This window comes from Dolichospermum sp. UHCC 0406 (assembly GCF_009712025.1).
Taxonomy (GTDB): domain Bacteria; phylum Cyanobacteriota; class Cyanobacteriia; order Cyanobacteriales; family Nostocaceae; genus Dolichospermum; species Dolichospermum lemmermannii.
On the sequence record NZ_VILA01000003.1, the window covers coordinates 46,730 to 64,153 of the forward strand.

Sequence of the window (17,424 nt, forward strand, 5' to 3'; positions counted from 1 at the left end):
TAGAGAAAGATCATGACAACTTCTACCGCCTTTGACTTAGCATCACTAAATCAGCAATTTGAAACCGCAAGTCCTACAGAGATATTAGCCTGGTCTGTGAAGAATATCCCCACAGGACTGGTACAAACTAGCGCCTTCAACGTAGATGATATTATCTTGACACATATTTTCTATAGCGTACTTCAGCATCCCGTTCCTGTAATTTTCCTGGATACCCTTTATCATTTCCCTCAAACCTTAGAATTAGTTGGTAAAGTCAAAGAAATCTATAACCTAGATTTACAAACGTATAAAACACCAGACGTGGATAGCCGTGAAGCCTTTGCTGCTAAATTCGGTGCAGCCCTCTGGGATACAGATATTGCTAAATTCCACGACATTACCAAAATCGAACCACTTTTACGGGGATTAGATGAACTCAATACTGTAGCTTGGATTACAGGTCGCCGTCGTGATCAGGCCGTTACTCGTGCTACCATGCCCGTATTAGAATTAGATGGTAAAGGCAGATTAAAAATCAACCCTCTAGCTAATTGGACTCGTAAACAAAGCTGGGCTTATGTAGCTGAACATAAAGTAATTTACAATCCTCTCCATGACGAAGGTTATCCTAGCATTGGCGACGAACCCATTACTACTAAAGTAGGTGAAGGTGAAGACGAACGCGCTGGACGTTGGAGAGGAAGCGAAAAAACTGAGTGTGGAATTCACATTTAATCTCTTAGATCCCTGACTTCTTAAAGAAGTCAGGGATCTGAAATTTCTGAACTCTCTGAAATAATGCGAATAAACATCCAATTATGGGACAAAGAAGGATTCCACTCCAAACTGGCAACTTTTATCATGTTTATAATCGCGGAAACAATCGCCAAATAATTTTCTTTGAACGTGAAAACTATATTTATTTTCTTCGACTGATCAGAGAACATCTAATTAAAAATTCAGTAGATATTATTGCATACTGTTTAATGCCTAATCATTATCATCTTCTAGTCTATCTGAGAGATGAAACCCTTTCTGATGCTATGAAATCTCTCTCACTTTCTTACACAAAAGCAATTAATAAACGTTTTAACCGTTCTGGAGTATTATTTCAGGGAAGGTTTCAAAGTATTCATATTTCACAAACTGACTATCTTGTTAACCTCTCTCAGTATATTCATCTCAATCCTGTGAAAGCATCACTGGTGAAGCAACCCGAAGAATGGGAGTTTTCCAGTTATTTAGAATATGCTGGATTAAGAAAAGGAACAATACCCAAGATAGAGTATATCAAAATGCAGATTGAGGAAGAATCAGTTTATCAGCAATTTTTAGCGGATCATAACTTACCTCATAGCAGTGACTTCAAAAAACTGCTACTAGATTTAGAATAGATCGAAGAATAGATCCCCGACTTCTTTGAGAAATCGGGGATCTAAACCCTTACAACCAATAAACTATGAAAATTCTCCATCTTTCAGATATTCATATTGGTAGCGGTTTTTGCCACGGGCGCGTTAATCCAGCCACAGGTTTAAACACACGACTGGAGGATTTTGTGAAAACATTATCTTTGTGTATTGACCGAGCGATCGCCAATCATGTAGATTTAGTTTTATTTGGTGGTGATGCTTTCCCCAATGCCACACCTGCACCCTATGTTCAAGAAGCCTTTGCTAATCAATTTCGCCGACTAGTAGATGCAGATATCCCCACAGTATTATTAGTGGGAAATCATGACCAACATTCCCAGGGTTTGGGAGGTGCGAGTTTAAATATTTATCGGACTTTGGGAGTACCAGGGTTTGTGGTTGGTGATACTTTAACAACTCATCGCATTTCTACCCGCAGCGGAGATGTGCAAATCATTACTCTTCCTTGGTTAACTCGTTCAACTTTGATGACTCGTCAAGAAACTCAAGGTTCTTCTTTAGCTGAAGTAAATCAACTCCTGACAGACCGTTTAGAGGTAGTTATCGAAGGAGAAATTCGCCGTCTTGACCCAGATTTACCCACTGTACTTTTAGCTCATTTAATGGCTGATAATGCCACTTTAGGTGCAGAACGTTTATTAGCAGTCGGGAAAGGTTTTACCTTACCTTTATCTTTATTAACTAGACCATGTTTTGATTATGTGGCTTTAGGTCATGTCCACAAACACCAAAATTTAAATAAATCCAATGACCCACCGGTAATTTATCCAGGAAGTATTGAACGGGTAGATTTTAGTGAAGAGAAGGAAGACAAAGGTTATGTGATGATAGATTTGGAAAAAGGGAAAGCAGATTGGGAATTTTGTCCTTTACCTGTGCGAACTTTTCGGACTATTGAGATAGATTTATCTAAGCAGGATGATCCACAAAAGGCATTATTAAAAGGAATTGCTAAATATGATATTCAAGATAATGTGGTGCGACTTATTTACAAATTGAAATCAGAACAATTGGATTTAATTGATAACTCTTCTCTTCACCAAGCTTTAAGTGTCGCGCACACTTACACTATACAAGCTGAATTAGTGAGTCAGTTAGCAAAACCCCGCATTCCTGAATTAAGCGCGAGTAGCAGTATTGACCCAATGTCAGCTTTAAAAACTTACTTAAATAATCGGGAAGATTTGCAAGAAATAATGCCATCTATGTTGGAAGCAGCACACAATTTATTAGCAGATGATGAGGGGATTTTGCTAGTACCCCAAGGAGGAATTAAAAATTAATAGGAGTCAGAACTTTTCTACCTAACTAGTCTATTTTGCCAACGGGTAATAGCTCGCAAATATGCGATAATGGGAAGCTGATAAACTTCAATAAAAATCCACACAATAATTCCTAAGTGTGATAAAAAAGTTAGCACAGTCCAAATAAATGGAATCCATGAAAGCGGAACATGAGAATGAGGAGGAAAATAATAGGCTGTAATTCCTATTAAGGTAGTCGGTAAAATAATAAAAGCAATTGCGGACAAACCATAACCCCAACCTAATTCCACATTTCCTAATCGTGCTTGGGTCCACCTTAATCCATTCCAATTCCAAACTAAAGGTGGTTCTCTAGAAGGCATTTTAACTTGTTGTAATTCTAAGTTAACTGTAAATATTTCATTGCAAAAATCACAACACATAGTTTCCATCATCAACATTTGCGAAATTTTACCCACGTGACATACTGGACATGGATAATCTTCGTGAAAGTTTAAAGATGTTGATAAAATTGGATATTTTGCCATAATTAGGGCTTGCTTAATAAACCTAAAACCTTGATAAATAAATCAATGAATTGAGAAGGATAAAATGTGAATAATGTGCAAGGAATAAACTTTGAAACTATTCATTTAGCTATCATTTTCCCAGATTTGAGACTATTCTTATTTCCTTCTAATTCTTCTTCCTGACTCCTGACTCCTTCTAATAAAACAACCTAGTTTATTCATAAAACCAGGTTGAATTTGATATGATGAAAATATTGGAAATTTGACACTCTCAGGTCTAAAGACACTGAGATTCTTTAATCAATGAGCCAACTTACAATTGCTGGATTACTCCAACAAAAACAGAGGTCGATTCTCCTAAAGCGTTAATTCCGGTATGCCCTACCGTACTCGATTTTTGTATTTCATTTTTCACCAAATTTAGCTTTCCTAAACTGCAATACTGTTAGGTATGACTACGCACTCAACCAAATTAGTTAAGTTTTTACGTTGTTTAGTTATACTTAAATTATGGAACTTCTGAAAGTATATCACACCTACTGTTACTAGTCAAGAGCTTGAGCGAATAAATTCGCCCGTGTCGCTTATATCTCAGCACTAAAGTGACTGAGCTTTACGCTTACCGAGTAATCTTGTAATTAGTCTAGAAAACCCATCAAAAGTTCGGAATCGTCAAAGGTATTTGGTGCTATTGGCCGATTTCCGAAGACAGAATAGTTGTCAGCAACTACCAAGGTGCTAGAAGCTATGGGACGAATACCAGACAAGTTAATACTATCAACTACTTGGAATGTGTTTGCACCTATGGGACGAATCCCCATAGAGTTGAAGGTATCAACTACTTGTAATGTCCCGGTGGTAATGGGACGCATTCCAGCAACTATGATTGTTCCTTGAGAACTTTCTTCAGTATTACCAACATTATCCTGATTATTTTCTGTCATTTTTATTTGTCCTTTGTATTAGATGACACTTGTTCAAACTGAATCTTTGTTTGTTAAGTGAATTTTACAATAATTAAGGAAAGAAGTATTTTTTTCCTATATATTTAGAGTCTAACCTTAAACCAGCATATATCACAGGTTGAATCTGAGATTGATATATTTTTGGGCGTTGCATAATGGCGGTATGAATTTTGTTTCGCGCAAAGTCGCAAAGGAGCAAAGACGCAAAGTTTTAGATTTTGAGTTTTTAGTTTCATACCTCAATATGGCTATCGCCACGCAGGCTATCAGCAACGCCGATTTTTGATGAGGTTAGGATTTTAATTATATCAGCTATGTACATTTATTTTGGTACAGATAAGTTATGTCAAGTTATAAAATTATTTTATCTTTTTGATAAGATAACTATCATAATTGGAACTCGTTCCATTAAAGAATTAAGTAACTTTGCCATTTTGATTGAGGATTTTGACGGGTTTTTTCTGGTATTAATAACCGCCAACTTTTACCTTCTTGTTGAATTTGCAGATAAACTTCAAAGGGTTTTTCAAGTTGTTTAAAACTGCGTTTTGGTAATTTAACCGTAAAATCATAATTTCCCTGTACCCGATAAGCCGGTAAGTTTTCAATGGTGAGGGGTTGTTGTTGAGTAATGGATATCCGCTGAATATTAAATTTTTGGAAGTTTAAATCTAGCTGTTGGTTAAGTTGTTGTTGGGTTTGTTCTAGTTGGAGTGCGATCGCTTTTTGCACTAATTCCGGTGTTGGTAATAAGGCAATACTAGTACAAGCTGTGAGGAAAACTATGAAAATTGTTGTAAAAATTAACTTAATCATCTTTAATTTCTTTTTAATGTATTGGAATATATCCTCATTAACCACCATTGACTGGGGGAATTAAAACCACTTCGTCACCATTTTGGAGAATGGTATCTGGTGCAACAAATTGTAAATTCACACCAAAGCGGGTTATTTCTCGCCATTTGCTTAATTTTGGGTGTTCGGCAATTAAGCGATCGCACACAGCTTGAACTGGTGTACCATCAGGAAAATCTAACACTAGTTCGGACACATCAAAAGCTTCTTGATAAACAGCAAATAACTTAACAGTAACAGCGATAGATTGGGACATATAATTTTTGTATACAACCTAATTTAATTATTGGGAATCATTGTAAACTGACCTTGTTTAATTTGCAAAAGAATAGATTGACCTTCACGCTCCCTTTCTGGTGTAAACTTAAGAGGATAGCCTGATGTTTCATTAGCAGAAAGACTAACATTTGCCAATCCTTCCAATACTGTACTACGAGATGGATTATTAGATAAAGCTTTAATCAAAGCCTGAGTTGCATCAAAGCTAGTTGCAGTCCGCCAACTAATAGCTCCTCCCCACTGCTTATCTGATTTTTGGGCAAAAGATTTAGCTTGTGGTGTTTCTCTAAACCAGGGTACTGCAATGATTAAACCGTCTACATTTTTCCCTCCACTGTTTAAGATTTCATCCTGATAAAGATTATCTCCACCTAACATTTTTAATTCTCGTCTTGGTGAATTTTGGGTTTTGAGTGTTTCGTTTCTTTTAGTAATTTCTTTAGCAATCTTGAGAGTAATATCAAGCTTTTGCGTATTAGAAAATAACATTACTGCTTCTGCATGATCACCATAGACACTTTTAGCAACTTCTTTTTCTGCATCAAATGTAGGAGAAGTTAAATCAATTAAAGGTTTACGAACTACCTCACCTCCTAGTTTTTCAAACTGATTCGTAAATATCTCTCTGATACTATTACTATATGAGTTAGTTGGATTTCCAAAAATTACTGCTTTTTTTAATTTCAGACTTTTATAAGTATATTCAGCAAGTTTTTTACCGGCACTTTCATCAGAAGAAACTGCTCTGAAGAAAACTGGATTGTTCAATAAAATGCTAGTGCTAGTAGGGGAAATAACTGCTAATTTGGCTTTTTCATATTCTCGTAATGCCATATTGGTAGCATCACTAGAAATATGTCCAATGACTCCCAGTATTGAAGAATCTTTGATGAGTTCTTGAGCTACTTCTTTGGCTTTTTCTGTGTTGCTATCATTAGCAATTACAATTTCGAGTAATCTGCTATTTAAACCCTTGTTTTGATTAAATTGGTTTTGTGCTTGAGCTACTCCACGTAATACTTCTTGAGTAGTAATGGTGCTTTTGTCTACTGGTACAACTACTGCTAATGTTAGAGGAGAACCTTTTTGACGTGCTAGAGAATTATTATAATAAATTAGCACTTCTGGGTCATAGGGATTAGCTTTTTTAGCTTGTTCAAAGAATTTAGTTGCTTCTGGATAATTACCTTGTTGGAAGGCTTGAATGCCTTTATCACGAAAGATATTATTAATCTCAGGGAATAAAGTGCGATCGCCTCGACTAATTCTACTATTAATTATACTATTGTCTTCTACACAAAAAACACCTAATTCCTTTCGTTTACCTGGTTCGCAGTCTTTAGATCCGCGAGAAATACTAGCTACTATAATACTAGAAATAATAAAAACAACAGATGCTATTGCAGTTAAAATAATCAAATTGGATTTTGCACGAATATCTGGAATATTAACTTCACTTGATTGATGTAAATTAATATCACTCTCAAGTGTAGAATCGCTCTCAACAGTGTTTGAATCTGGAATTATATTACTATTACTAGGACTTTTTTTTTGCTCAATTTTATCTAACTCATGAATTTCTTCTCTTAGTGGGTGACGTTGTATGATCCAGAGCCGGACAAATTCTATTTTAACCCTTTCCTCTATTTCATCTAAAAATCCATTACTTCTCAGAAGTTGATTCGTTTCTATAATTAATTTATCTTCTGTGTCATGTCTAAATCTTTTTATTAATCTAACATAATCATTTGAATTTTCTTGTGCTTCTGCTATTGCTGCAAAGACAACTTTTTCTAAAATCGAAAAGCCGTCCCAAAACCATGTTAAACCAGCCTCAGCTAACTCAATTGCTTTATTAATAATGAGTTTTACATCTTCACTACTAACTGTCCATTTATCCTCCTCTCTCGCTCTCCCAAAAATAGTAAAACATATCGCTTGAGTAAAATAAGGGTGTCCTGCGGATAGATCAAAAATTGCTTTTATCGCATCTTCTTCATATTCAAGAATATTTTCTGCTGGCTTAATAATTAATTCTTTTGTACTATTTTCATCCAACAGCCCAATTTCTCGAACAGGTACATCCTTAAATATCTTACTTATTCTGTGCTTATTTACTGATCTTTGTTCTATTAATAAAATTAAAAATAATTTTTTATTAATATTGATAAGGGAAGATAAATATTTATAAACTTGTTCTAATAATTCTGGATTATTACTATTCATTAAGGCATCAAATTCATCAAGTACCAATACCAAATTCTTATTTTCTAATAATTGATATACTTGCGGTAAGAATTGATGAGAAAAAATTCCCGTATCTAATTCTAACTCCGTAATTTCCGGTAGTTTAATATTTTCATCGTCCAACGAAAGATCATGAAGTATCTCTTGAGCTAAATCCGCCAAAATTTCACTTAGGGACTTTTGGCTATAATGTTCTAAATTAAATGTCACAAAAACAAACTCATGTAAATCATTCAATCCATGAGGAATGTTTCTAATGACAGATGACTTACCAATGCGGCGCTGACCATATAACAAGATAATGTTGCTATTATGTTGAATATGATCTTGAATAGTCAAAAATAGGCTTTCTCGCCCAAAAAACAACTGTTGGTCAATAGGACGACCAATAACATAAGGGTTTCTTTGAGACTTAAAAGAAGTAATCATATCCTCATAGTACCTCCAAACGTTTTAATTGCATCTGTGAGATCACGGTTTTGCTGGTGGATCAATTTGAACGAATTGATTGCCTTTAACTTGCAAAAGAATAGATTCCCCTTCACGCTCTCTTTCCGGTGTAAACTTGAGAGGATAGCCGGAAGTTTCACTTGCGAGCAGACTGACTTTTTCCAGCCCTCTTAATACTGTACTACGAGTTGCATTATTAGATAAAGTTTTAATTAAAGCCTGAGTCGCATCAAAGCTAATTGCAGTCCGCCAACTAATATATCCTCCCCACTTCTTATCTGCTTTGTCGGCAAAAGATTTAGCTTGTGATGATTCTCTAAACCAGGGTGCTGTAATGATTAAACCATCTACATTGTTATTCCCGCTGGTTAAGGTTTCATTCAGATAAAGACTAGCTCCACCTAACATTTTTAATTCTGGTCTTGGTGGATTTTGAGTTTTGAGTATTTCGTTTATTTTGGTAATCTCTTTAGCAATCTTGAGAGCAATATTAGTGCTTTCTGTATCTGGAAACAATAACGCTGCTTTTGCCTTATAATTATAGACACTTTTAGCAACTTCTTTCTCTGGATTAAATATAGAAGCAGTTAAATCAATTAGGGGTTTACGAACCACCTCACCTCCTAGTTTTTCAAATTGATTAGTGAATATCTCTCTGATATTATTACTATATAGACTATTCGGATTTCCAAAAACTACTGCTTTTTTCAATTGCAGATTTTTATAAGTGTATTCAGCAAGTGTTTTTCCTGCACTTTCACTAGAAGAAACTGCTCTAAAGAAAACTGGATTGTTTAGAAAAGTGCTAGCACTGGTAGGCGAAACAACTGCTAATTTTGCTTTTTCATATTCTGGTAATGCAAGCTGAGTAGCTTCACTAGAATAATGTCCAATTACTCCGAATATGGAAGCATCTTTGGCGAGTTCTTGTGCTACTTCCTTAGCCTTTTCTGTGTTGCTATCATTAGCAATTACAATCTCTAGTAATCTGCGGTTTAAGCCATTTTTTTGATTGAATTGGTCTTGTGCTTGGGCTACACCACGTAATATTTCTTGAGCAACACCTCTAATTGGTACTATTGGCACAACTACTGCTAATGTAAACGGAGAACCTTGTTTACGAGCTAGGGCATTATTATAATAAATTAGCACTTCTGGGTCATTGTGATTAGCGTTTACAGCTTCTTTAAATAATTTAATTGCTTCTTGATAATTACCTTTTTTAAAGGCTTGAATACCTTGGTCACGATAGGTATTATTAATCTCAGGGAAGAAAGTGCGATTACCTCGACTAATTCCACTATTATCTACTACACAAAAAACACCTAATTCCTTTCTTTCACCTGGTGGACAAGTTCTCAAACTTTGAGAAATACCCACACCAATAACTACAACTCCAGCTAATCCTAAAGATGCTATTAGTCTTGAACTACGGTTGAGCCATTTGAGCATGATTGTAGAAGGTTTTTTATTTAAAGGTTTAGCTGCAACGTTAAGATTAGTGTTAGACTCACGGGCTTCAATTTCTTTTAATCTTTGTTTAAATAATATTCTGTTTGGATCAATTTCTAACCCTGATTGACATTGTTCTGTTGCTTTAATCCATTCTCTTGCAAGTATCAATTTATGGACATAATTTTCTATTGTCTGTAAAAAACCATCTTTGCTACTTTCTCTATCAATTTCGTCAGCTAGTCTGTAAATTTCCAAGGCTTGCTCAAAATTTTCGGACTTTGAGTATTTTTCAGCTACAGTTAATAAAGGCTGTAAAACAGACTCTTGTTTATTTATATTTCCGATAAAAGAATAGAATTGATAGGCTCGTTTGTAAAGTTCACAGGCTTTATTAAGTTCTTCAATCTTTAAATATTCTTCAGCCAAAGATGTTACAGTTTTAAAGTTATTAGGATTAAGCTTTAAAGCCAGTTCATAAGTTTGCACTGCCCGTGTATCATCATGTTCTCGCAAATCATCTGCTACTGACAAGAGCTTATTAACATTTTCTTGTTCAACTGTCTCTAAATGGCTAATTTCCTCTTTTAGCTGATGACTTTTCACCAACCAACGACGGACAAATTCTACCTTAACCCTGTTATTATCTAAAAAACCATATTCATGTAATTGTTCGTCTGCTGTATTCAAATATTCTGTTGCTATTCCATGGCTTCTTAATAGCATTAGCTGGGGAGGTTCATTTTCTTGAATAGCTATATTTCGAGCCTCTGCTGCTGCTGCAAAAATAACTTGCTGCTCAGGGGTTAATCCCCCCCAGAACCAATCTAAACCACCTTCAGCTAATTCAATTGCTTTATCTACGATACTTTCAACATGATGACCATTTATACTCTGGGGAAGCACATTTGTTTGATTATAGCGATCGCGTGCTAGATTATAAATGGCAGAACATATACACTGGGTAACATAAGGATGTCCTGCGGATAATTGGAAAATTGCTTCTATTGCTTCTTCTTCATAGTTTAAAACATTCTTATCAGGTTGAATAATTAACTTTTGAGTATCCTCTTTCTTTAACAAACCAATTTCTATATTTAGTGCTTCTCGTAATGAAGAAACTAATTTTGGTAACTTTGATATATGTCTTCCTACTACTGGGATAATAAATAATTTCTGATCTCTTTTCTGTAGCTGTAGAATATAATCACAAAAATTATTACTATCTGTATCTGATTCAGTATCTCTTTCAGTCAAAACATCAAATTCATCCCATAGTAAAACCAATTTCTTATTACCTAATTGTTGATAAACTGTCGGTAGAAATTCACGAGAAAAAATCTCAATATTGGTAAGAATATTCTCTGCTAAATGGGTTAAAATTTCCTCGTTTGTTTCTAATGTTTCTAGTTTCTCTATAATTCCAATTGCAATTGAATGTATAATTTCTTGATGAGACGAGTTTACTGTACCTTGAAAATCGAAACTGATAAAAACAAATTCATCTGTACCTAATTTTCCAGGAATTTGTGCAATTACAGATGATTTGCCAATCCGTCTTTGACCATGTAATAAAATTAGTTTTACATTGTCGGTTTTAAGATAATAATTAATGTCATTAAAAAAATTTTCGCGTCCAAAAAATCTATTTGTATCTGTAATTCGACCACCTATTATGTAAGGATTTGGAGGGAAAGGCATATTTTATCTGCTCCTTGATAAACTTAATTTCAGATCAATCATGGTCTATAAACTTAGTAGAGAAGTCGAAAAGAACTTCTCTATTCAAATATCTATGCAGGAAATACTGGTACTACCTTTGTAATCCAATCTAGGAAAGATTTTACTTTATTTGGATTGTTACCTAACCAAGTAACTACTTCTTTAACTTGGTTTACTTGTCCATGACTAATCAGATTCATAAATTCTTTTTCTCTATCTCTGATTGATTGTTCTGGAGTCTGCAAAATCTCCTGAATTACCCATTTTTTCATAAGTGATGAAGTGAAAGAGTAAAACTTTTCTGGTTCTAGAGAATTGGAAGTAATTACACCCTGTTCTTCCAACTTTCTTAAAGATCGTTCATGTTGTGTAAAAATGCGGCCAATGCCTTTTAATTTAAAGTTTAGTTCCCCTATATGACCTTCCATATCTAACAAGGCTATCAGCATTAACAACACCTGTTCTTTAGGATTACATCTATGCCAAATTGTTTTGAAAATCTGTTGAGTATCTCTTTCAAAATTTTCAGCAAATGATGTAATATCGGGATTAATCCCAGGCTGTAGCTCTCGATACAAGAAAAACCCAGCAGTTTGGACTAACCTTGGATGTCCACCAGTAATATTCATGATTTCACCCCGTAATGTGGGTGGTCTAATAATATTTAATAGTTGAACTAAATCCTTGGTAGGAAACAATTTCAGCGATTGAAACAGATAGTGATTGTACCAAGGAGAAGCATTGGGGTTAAGCTTGGGACCTAATTCACTGAGGCGTTGGAGTGAAGCCACAATCATTGAGAGGTATTGACCTTCTTCCGCATGAACCGCCAAATTACGACACTGAGCTAAAAATGTTTCCATTTCAGCTTCTTGATATTGATCATTGCTCACTAAAGCTGCATCAAAATCATCTACCAACAATACTAAAAACTTATCTTTTTTACCCAATCTCCGTAATGCTTGGCGCAGACTATCATTTGTCGTCGGTTTTTCGAGTAATGGCTTTATTTCAGCTTGTAGTTGTGGTTCACTGTCTAATTTATCATGCAGCAAACTTAAAGCTTCCCGCCAAAAACCAGCAGGAGTAAAGGGAATGATATTTTGACAATTGACCATGACAGCGATACCTTGAGATGGATCTAATCCATATTCTCGCCATGTTTGCTCAGAAGCTAATTTCTGCAAGAATGAAGACTTACCCATTCCTGGCCCACCCCAAATGGCGAAATGGCTGCGGTTATGGATTTGGTCAAAAGCATAGTTAATTTCTGATGTCCGCCCCACAAAACTTTCTGGGAGAACTGGTTTACCTGGAAAAAAGGGATTGGCCATGGTGAATTTGAATAGTTCGAGAAATTAAAATTATTGTCACAGTATACTATCAGTAGTGTACTTGTTTTATCTCTTAGAAGCAATATGCAATCTGAATTTAATTTCTTTCAACAGTGGTATCCTCTCATCCCTATAGAAGATTTAGAACCACACAAACCCAAACCGATGACATTATTAGGAAAAAGATTAGTAATTTGGAAACCTACAAAATCAGAAACATATCGGGTATTTTTAGATCAATGTCCCCACCGTCTCGCACCATTAAGCGAAGGTAGAATCGAAGATAAAACAGGTAACTTAATGTGTAGTTATCACGGTTGGGAATTTAATGAAAATGGCATTTGTCAGCGCGTTCCCCAAGCAGAAAACCCAGAAATTGTCACCAAAAATCAAGATAATTTTTGTGTTATTTCCTTTCCAGTGCGTCAACAACAGGAACTACTTTGGGTGTGGCCAGATGAAAAAACAGCAGCAATAGCTGAAAATACACCTTTACCTTTATCACCCCAAATAGATGCAGAAAAAGGATTTGTGTGGTCGAATTATGTTCGTGATTTGGAATACGATTGGCAAACATTAATAGAAAATGTTGCAGATCCTAGTCATGTCCCTTTTGCTCATCATGGAGTCCAAGGTAATAGAGACAAAGCTCAACCTATACCTATTAACATAGTTAAATCAACCATGGATTTAATTGAAGTAGATATTGCGAGAGGTTTACCCACAACAATTACATTTGAACCACCTTGTAGATTAGAATATGCAATTAGTCTTGGTAATACTGGCAAAAAATTAGGTTTACTGGTTTATGCTATTCCTGTATCTCCTGGTAAATCGAGAATAGTTGCTCAATTTTCCCGCAATTTTGCTAAGACTTTACATCGCTTTATTCCTCGTTGGTGGAATCATATTCATGAAAGAAATCTAGTATTAGATGGGGATATGATGCTACTAAATCAGCAAGAGTATTTATTACAGAAGAAACAATTACATGAAAGCTGGAAAACTGCCTATAAATTACCGACAAATGCTGATAAATTAGTAATTGAATTTCGCAATTGGTTTGATAAATATTGTCAGGGTAAATTGCCTTGGCATGAAGTAGGAATTAATGTGAGTGAACCTACACCTATTAATGATAATCATGGGGAAATGTTGGATAGATATAAACAACATACCCAGCATTGTAGTAGTTGTCGAACCGCAGTTAAAAATTTAGAAAGGTTGCAAATAGGACTTTTAGCATATTTTGTAATTGTTATATCTGGAGTGGCTTTATTACCTGATGATTTGCGGTTACAGCTAGGTTTACCATTAATAATTACCGCACTTTTAGGAGTAGGAATTTCTGCGTGGTTGAAATTTTCATTCATTCCTAAATTCTACTTTGTAGATTACATCCACGCAGAGAAATAAACAATTCAAAAATAAAAAATGAATCAATAATAAACTCTTACCAATTATCAATTACCCATTACCCATTACCAATTAACTAAAGTTTCAATCCCAAACGTTGAAAATCCTGCTGAACTTCATTCCATAAAGCTTTATTGTATGGGTCAGTTTTTAAGGCTTTTTTCAGATAAATTCTGGCTTTTGGGAGTTGTTTTTCCGTAATTAAAGCTCGTCCCCAGATTTGATAAGCGATCGCTAACCATTGACGCACCTCCGCATCCCCTGGTAAACGTGCCATTAAAGCCTCTGCTAGAGCGATCGCCTGGGGAAAACGTCTTTCCTGTAAAAATCGCTGTAACTGCTCATAAGTCTTCCACTTTAACCGTTGTTCTATATCCTCTAAATTGGGTGGATGAGATATAACCGTTGCTTTCGGTGCTGCTGGTTGAGTTTGCACTTCTCTAGCACTAGAAACATCAGTTTTCACCTCATTAGTCCGAGGCTTAATTTCCTCCGGTGGTAAAACCGTTTGCAGAAACTTATAAGCCTCAGTCACCGCAATAAATTTGTCTTTCGCTTTGAGATCATTTGGGTTGATATCAGGATGATATTGCTGAACCAATCGGCGATAGGACGCTTTCACATCAGCAAAAGAAACTCCCGACCTTAAACCCAATATCCGATAATAATCTTCAAGATCCATGTTGCTTCATTTGACTTAAATTCAAAATTCAAAACTAAAAATTCAAAATGAGTAATTCATACTTTTGAATTTTACATCTTGAATTTTGAATTATTTTCCACTATTAAATACGTTCTTCAATCACACGATCAATTAAACCGTATTCCTTAGCCTCTTGAGCAGACATAAAAAAGTCACGATCCATGTCTTTTTCAATCTTGCTTAAAGGTTGAGTAGTATTATCAGCATAAATTTGATTTAACTGACTCCGAATTCGCAGAATTTCTCTAGCTTCGATTTCGATATCAGAAGCTTGTCCGCGAGTTCCGCCAGAAGGTTGGTGAATCATAATCCGGGAGTGAGGTAAGGCCATGCGTTTACCCTTTGTCCCCGCAGCCAACAGGAAAGATCCCATAGAAGCAGCCAAACCGACACAGATTGTCACCACATCAGACTTAATGTGTTGCATGGTGTCATAAATTGCCAAACCAGATGTCACCATCCCACCGGGGGAATTGATATATAAATAAATATCCTTCCCAGGATCATCGGAATCCAGATACAGCATGACAGCAATAATTTGGTTAGCAATTTCGTCATCCACATCTCTTCCCAGGAAAATAATTCTTTCCCGATAAAGACGGTCATAAATGCTAATCCAATCTGTATATTGTCCACCGGGCATCCGGTAAGGAACTTTAGGCACGCCTATAGGCATTTGCGGTACTCCGTTTGTAATTAGTCAGTTGTTAGTTGTCAGTGGTCAGTGGTCAGTGGTCAGTGGTTAGATGAAGCTATATCTTCTTACCAATTACCAATCACCAATCACCCATTACCTATTTAAAGCACACTTACAGGGAGTGGGAGATTAGCGAGTTCTTCCTTCCTAAAAACCCTGTCAATCAAACCATACTCCTTAGCTTGGTCGGGAGTCATGTAGAAAAGACGATCCATGTCCTTGCTAATTTTCGTCATGTCTTGTTCAGTCGTCCGGGCTAGAATTTCCAGCATTGAAGCTTTATTTGCCAAAACTTCCTTAGCACGAATTTGAATATCCGTCGCCTGTCCTTGGGCGTAGCTTTTCGGCTGATGCAGGATAATGGAAGAATTGGGCAAACTAGCACGACAGCCTTTTGTCCCAGCACTAAGAATCATCGCAGCCATACCCATAGCCGAACCAATACAAATGGTGTGGATAGGAGGCTTGATATATTTCATAGTGTCATAGATAGCGAAGGCTTCGGTTTCAAAACCGATAGGTTCGCCACTGTAACCAGAAGTACCTGTAGAGTTGATGTAGATTTTAATTGGTTTTTCGGGATCATCGGACTGCAAATACAGCAATTGGGCGACGATTAATTCCGTAACAGACGGAACAAGTGGCATACCCAGATACACAATCCGCTCCTTCAATAGTAGGGACGGTAAATCTGGCGGCGGTGTCCGGTAGGAACTATCGCCGGAATAGGGGGCTTGCACAGCCTTGAGGTGAGAAATATCCATAGCAACTAATCGCCTGAAACTATGCCGTTAATGTATTACATCCTAACGCGATGCTCACCCAATTTAGGGTGTGGATTTCTCCCTGATAGTGAAAAAAGCTAAATTTTAAAATATTTGGGTCTTGAGTCCCAATTATGCCAAGTACAGCAGAACCTAGGGGCGCAGGGTCTGCGCCTTCAATTGTATGGCATCCCACCAATAACCGCTATATGTCTCATGAAAAAATCGGTTGCAAATCTAAAATAAATCCTGGTAATACATTTTCTCCAGATAAATTTGCAGGAGATTGTAAAACTTCTATTTCTTGATTTGGGCGATATATTTCTACTTGCTTATTTTTCGGATTAATTAACCAACCTAACCGCAAACCATTGGCGATATATTCTCGCATTTTGGCTTGAGTATCTGCTAAATCATCGCTTTCAGAAACCAACTCAATCACAAAATCAGGACATAAAGGCAAAAACCTTTTTCTTTGTTCTGGTGTGAGTGCATTCCATCTTTCTATCTTGATCCAAGACACATCAGGAGAACGGGTAGCACCATTAGGTAATTTAAAACCTGTGGAAGAATCAAAAGCTTTTCCTAAACCATTTTGGCGATTCCAAAACCAAACTTGTCCACCTAATTCTAGGTTTCTATCTCCAGTTTCTCCTCCTGTTGGTGACATAATACTTAATTCTCCTTGAGCCGATAATTCTAAACGTAAATCTTTATTAGCAGCGACCATTTCCACAAATTTATCATCTGTGAATTTTAGTGATTGTGGTATTTGTAAAATTACAGCAGTCATGATTCATACCTCTTAATTAATCTCCATTTATTCCTCGTTCCCAGTCTCCGACTGGGAATGCTTTCCGGGAGGTTCTACCTCCCATTTTAACGATATTTTCAGAACAGGGTGGTTAGAAAATACGTTTTAACTTAAACCTAAAAAACCAGAAATTATCGGCAATAATTTACCGCATTCTTCAACCAATTTTGCCGCAGTTGGTAAATGAGCAATTGTTCCTTTTAACATTGTAATTGCTGTATCTGCTAAATCCTGTTTTTCTTGAGGATTTTGAGCCGCTTCTGCTAAAGATTTAACTTGTTTTAAAGCCTTTTCTTTTTCTTTTGCTGTTAAATTACTATCAGTTTCAATTGCTGTTTTTAATTGTGTTAATAATTCTTTAATTCCTGGTTTATCGGGTTCAGGTGCAGACGGTAATTCATTAATGGTATTTGTGACTGTACCACTGATTTCACCTAAATTCAAAGCTTGTCCACTGGCGTTAAAATCTCCACCAATATTACCAATTTCAATTTTACGGCTAGAATCCTTAGTCATATTTTCATTCTCCACTTTATT

At 36.0% G+C, this 17,424-nt stretch carries 15 protein-coding genes and 1 pseudogene; 4 read left to right on the forward strand and 12 right to left on the reverse strand.

Annotated features, from left to right (window positions below; translation table 11 throughout):
• Window positions 1–12 precede the first annotated feature (12 nt).
• The 3 genes from cysH to sbcD all read left to right on the forward strand — a co-directional run bounded on the left by cysH (window position 13) and on the right by sbcD (window position 2,698).
• The gene (cysH, locus tag FJR09_RS04720) at window positions 13–717 is read left to right on the forward strand and encodes a phosphoadenosine phosphosulfate reductase (RefSeq protein ID WP_015083140.1); all 705 of its coding nucleotides are present in this window, start codon (window positions 13–15) and stop codon (window positions 715–717) included.
• Between the two features lie 83 nt (window positions 718–800).
• On the forward strand, window positions 801–1,376 hold the full coding sequence (locus FJR09_RS04725) for a transposase (RefSeq protein ID WP_015083139.1): 576 nt from the start codon (window positions 801–803) through the stop codon (window positions 1,374–1,376).
• 65 nt (window positions 1,377–1,441) lie between these two features.
• On the forward strand, window positions 1,442–2,698 hold the full coding sequence (gene sbcD, locus FJR09_RS04730) for an exonuclease subunit SbcD (RefSeq protein WP_015083138.1): 1,257 nt from the start codon (window positions 1,442–1,444) through the stop codon (window positions 2,696–2,698).
• Between the two features lie 17 nt (window positions 2,699–2,715).
• Here sbcD and FJR09_RS04735 read toward each other — a convergent pair whose 3' ends face one another.
• The 7 genes from FJR09_RS04735 to FJR09_RS04765 all read right to left on the reverse strand — a co-directional run bounded on the left by FJR09_RS04735 (window position 2,716) and on the right by FJR09_RS04765 (window position 12,493).
• The gene (locus tag FJR09_RS04735; RefSeq protein WP_015083137.1) at window positions 2,716–3,207 is read right to left on the reverse strand and encodes a hypothetical protein; all 492 of its coding nucleotides are present in this window, start codon (window positions 3,205–3,207) and stop codon (window positions 2,716–2,718) included.
• A 620-nt stretch (window positions 3,208–3,827) separates the two neighbouring features.
• On the reverse strand, window positions 3,828–4,133 hold the full coding sequence (locus FJR09_RS04740) for a hypothetical protein (RefSeq protein WP_015083136.1): 306 nt from the start codon (window positions 4,131–4,133) through the stop codon (window positions 3,828–3,830).
• A 429-nt stretch (window positions 4,134–4,562) separates the two neighbouring features.
• Window positions 4,563–4,970, reverse strand: coding sequence for a hypothetical protein (locus FJR09_RS04745; protein ID WP_168653127.1), 408 nt, complete (start codon window positions 4,968–4,970; stop codon window positions 4,563–4,565).
• 37 nt (window positions 4,971–5,007) lie between these two features.
• Entirely contained in the window at window positions 5,008–5,265 is a 258-nt protein-coding gene (locus tag FJR09_RS04750; RefSeq protein WP_168653128.1) for a MoaD/ThiS family protein, read from the reverse strand.
• A 23-nt stretch (window positions 5,266–5,288) separates the two neighbouring features.
• On the reverse strand, window positions 5,289–7,964 hold the full coding sequence (locus FJR09_RS04755) for an ABC transporter substrate-binding protein (protein ID WP_168653129.1): 2,676 nt from the start codon (window positions 7,962–7,964) through the stop codon (window positions 5,289–5,291).
• Window positions 7,965–8,006: 42 nt separating this feature from the next.
• Window positions 8,007–11,138 carry an ABC transporter substrate-binding protein gene (locus FJR09_RS04760; protein WP_168653130.1) on the reverse strand — a complete coding sequence of 1,044 codons (3,132 nt, stop codon included), beginning with the start codon at window positions 11,136–11,138 and terminating at the stop codon, window positions 8,007–8,009.
• A gap of 92 nt (window positions 11,139–11,230) precedes the next feature.
• Complete coding sequence (locus FJR09_RS04765) at window positions 11,231–12,493, reverse strand: ATP-binding protein (protein WP_168653131.1); 1,263 nt, start codon at window positions 12,491–12,493, stop codon at window positions 11,231–11,233.
• A gap of 84 nt (window positions 12,494–12,577) precedes the next feature.
• On the opposite strand from FJR09_RS04765, the gene FJR09_RS04770 reads away from it, so the two are divergent.
• Window positions 12,578–13,909 carry a Rieske 2Fe-2S domain-containing protein gene (locus FJR09_RS04770; RefSeq protein ID WP_168653132.1) on the forward strand — a complete coding sequence of 444 codons (1,332 nt, stop codon included), beginning with the start codon at window positions 12,578–12,580 and terminating at the stop codon, window positions 13,907–13,909.
• A 76-nt stretch (window positions 13,910–13,985) separates the two neighbouring features.
• On the opposite strand, the gene FJR09_RS04775 is transcribed toward FJR09_RS04770, so the two are convergent.
• The 5 genes and pseudogenes from FJR09_RS04775 to FJR09_RS04795 all read right to left on the reverse strand — a co-directional run.
• Window positions 13,986–14,591 (reverse strand): J domain-containing protein, encoded by a 606-nt coding sequence (locus FJR09_RS04775; RefSeq protein ID WP_168653133.1) that lies wholly within the window; start codon window positions 14,589–14,591, stop codon window positions 13,986–13,988.
• A gap of 103 nt (window positions 14,592–14,694) precedes the next feature.
• Complete coding sequence (locus FJR09_RS04780) at window positions 14,695–15,288, reverse strand: ATP-dependent Clp protease proteolytic subunit (RefSeq protein ID WP_015083128.1); 594 nt, start codon at window positions 15,286–15,288, stop codon at window positions 14,695–14,697.
• Between the two features lie 122 nt (window positions 15,289–15,410).
• Window positions 15,411–16,073, reverse strand: a complete 663-nt coding sequence (locus FJR09_RS04785) for an ATP-dependent Clp protease proteolytic subunit (protein WP_168653134.1) — start codon at window positions 16,071–16,073, stop codon at window positions 15,411–15,413.
• Between the two features lie 214 nt (window positions 16,074–16,287).
• Window positions 16,288–16,866: a Uma2 family endonuclease gene (locus FJR09_RS04790; protein WP_168653135.1), complete on the reverse strand. Its 579-nt coding sequence runs from the start codon at window positions 16,864–16,866 to the stop codon at window positions 16,288–16,290.
• A gap of 126 nt (window positions 16,867–16,992) precedes the next feature.
• Window positions 16,993–17,424 (reverse strand): annotated as a pseudogene (locus FJR09_RS04795) (hypothetical protein); the annotation flags it as partial.